The organism is Enterobacter cloacae complex sp.6700776, assembly GCF_048284255.1.
GTDB lineage: Bacteria > Pseudomonadota > Gammaproteobacteria > Enterobacterales > Enterobacteriaceae > Enterobacter > Enterobacter intestinihominis.
In genome coordinates, this window is the sequence record NZ_JBLVYK010000038.1 from 1 (window position 1) to 2,883 (window position 2,883).

The 2,883-nt window shown below is 53.3% G+C and carries 1 rRNA gene; it reads right to left on the reverse strand.

From position 1 onward, the window contains the following. Nucleotides 1-2,826 (reverse strand): 23S ribosomal RNA (locus tag ACNQ0T_RS22935); the annotation flags it as partial. Nucleotides 2,827-2,883 lie beyond the last annotated feature (57 nt).

Sequence of the window (2,883 nt, forward strand, 5' to 3'; positions counted from 1 at the left end):
GTCTTCAACGTTCCTTCAGGAGACTTAAAGTCTCAGGGAGAACTCATCTCGGGGCAAGTTTCGTGCTTAGATGCTTTCAGCACTTATCTCTTCCGCATTTAGCTACCGGGCAGTGCCATTGGCATGACAACCCGAACACCAGTGATGCGTCCACTCCGGTCCTCTCGTACTAGGAGCAGCCCCCCTCAATTCTCCAGCGCCCACGGCAGATAGGGACCGAACTGTCTCACGACGTTCTAAACCCAGCTCGCGTACCACTTTAAATGGCGAACAGCCATACCCTTGGGACCTACTTCAGCCCCAGGATGTGATGAGCCGACATCGAGGTGCCAAACACCGCCGTCGATATGAACTCTTGGGCGGTATCAGCCTGTTATCCCCGGAGTACCTTTTATCCGTTGAGCGATGGCCCTTCCATTCAGAACCACCGGATCACTATGACCTGCTTTCGCACCTGCTCGCGCCGTCACGCTCGCAGTCAAGCTGGCTTATGCCATTGCACTAACCTCCTGATGTCCGACCAGGATTAGCCAACCTTCGTGCTCCTCCGTTACTCTTTGGGAGGAGACCGCCCCAGTCAAACTACCCACCAGACACTGTCCGCAACCCGGATTACGGGTCTACGTTAGAACACCAGCCATTAAAGGGTGGTATTTCAAGGTTGGCTCCACGCAGACTGGCGTCCACGCTTCAAAGCCTCCCACCTATCCTACACATCAAGGACCAGTGTTCAGTGTCAAGCTATAGTAAAGGTTCACGGGGTCTTTCCGTCTTGCCGCGGGTACACTGCATCTTCACAGCGAGTTCAATTTCACTGAGTCTCGGGTGGAGACAGCCTGGCCATCATTACGCCATTCGTGCAGGTCGGAACTTACCCGACAAGGAATTTCGCTACCTTAGGACCGTTATAGTTACGGCCGCCGTTTACCGGGGCTTCGATCAAGAGCTTCGCGTTGCCGCTAACCCCATCAATTAACCTTCCGGCACCGGGCAGGCGTCACACCGTATACGTCCACTTTCGTGTTTGCACAGTGCTGTGTTTTTAATAAACAGTTGCAGCCAGCTGGTATCTTCGACTGATTTCAGCTCCGTCCGCAGGGACTTCACCTACATATCAGCGTGCCTTCTCCCGAAGTTACGGCACCATTTTGCCTAGTTCCTTCACCCGAGTTCTCTCAAGCGCCTTGGTATTCTCTACCTGACCACCTGTGTCGGTTTGGGGTACGATTTCGTGTTACCTGATGCTTAGAGGCTTTTCCTGGAAGCAGGGCATTTATCACTTCAGCACCGTAGTGCCTCGTCATCACACCTCAGCGTTAATAAGGTACCGGATTTACCTGGAACCTCCGCCTACATGCTTAAACCGGGACAACCGTCGCCCGGCTGACATAGCCTTCTCCGTCCCCCCTTCGCAGTAACACCAAGTACAGGAATATTAACCTGTTTCCCATCGACTACGCCTTTCGGCCTCGCCTTAGGGGTCGACTCACCCTGCCCCGATTAACGTTGGACAGGAACCCTTGGTCTTCCGGCGAGCGGGCTTTTCACCCGCTTTATCGTTACTTATGTCAGCATTCGCACTTCTGATACCTCCAGCATGCCTCACAGCACACCTTCAACGGCTTACAGAACGCTCCCCTACCCAACAACGCATAAGCGTCGCTGCCGCAGCTTCGGTGCATGGTTTAGCCCCGTTACATCTTCCGCGCAGGCCGACTCGACCAGTGAGCTATTACGCTTTCTTTAAATGATGGCTGCTTCTAAGCCAACATCCTGGCTGTCTGTGCCTTCCCACATCGTTTCCCACTTAACCATGACTTTGGGACCTTAGCTGGCGGTCTGGGTTGTTTCCCTCTTCACGACGGACGTTAGCACCCGCCGTGTGTCTCCCGTGATAACATTCTTCGGTATTCGTAGTTTGCATCGGGTTGGTAAGCCGGGATGGCCCCCTAGCCGAAACAGTGCTCTACCCCCGAAGATGAGTTCACGAGGCGCTACCTAAATAGCTTTCGGGGAGAACCAGCTATCTCCCGGTTTGATTGGCCTTTCACCCCCAGCCACAGGTCATCCGCTAATTTTTCAACATTAGTCGGTTCGGTCCTCCAGTTAGTGTTACCCAACCTTCAACCTGCCCATGGCTAGATCACCGGGTTTCGGGTCTATACCCTGCAACTTAACGCCCAGTTAAGACTCGGTTTCCCTTCGGCTCCCCTATACGGTTAACCTTGCTACAGAATATAAGTCGCTGACCCATTATACAAAAGGTACGCAGTCACCCCATAAAGAGGCTCCCACTGCTTGTACGTACACGGTTTCAGGTTCTTTTTCACTCCCCTCGCCGGGGTTCTTTTCGCCTTTCCCTCACGGTACTGGTTCACTATCGGTCAGTCAGGAGTATTTAGCCTTGGAGGATGGTCCCCCCATATTCAGACAGGATACCACGTGTCCCGCCCTACTCTTCGAGTTCACAGCAAGTGTGCTTTCGTGTACGGGACTATCACCCTGTACCGTCGGACTTTCCAGACCGTTCCACTAACACACAAGCTGATTCAGACTCCGGGCTGCTCCCCGTTCGCTCGCCGCTACTGGGGGAATCTCGGTTGATTTCTTTTCCTCGGGGTACTTAGATGTTTCAGTTCCCCCGGTTCGCCTCGTTAACCTATGTATTCAGTTAACGATAGTGCAACGAATTGCACTGGGTTTCCCCATTCGGACATCGCCGGGTCAAAGGTTCATATCACCTCGCCGGCGCTTTTCGCAGATTAGCACGTCCTTCATCGCCTCTGACTGCCAGGGCATCCACCGTGTACGCTTAGTCGCTTAACCTCACAACCCGAAGATGTTTCACTTCTGATTGCGAAAATTTGAGAGACTCGAACACAC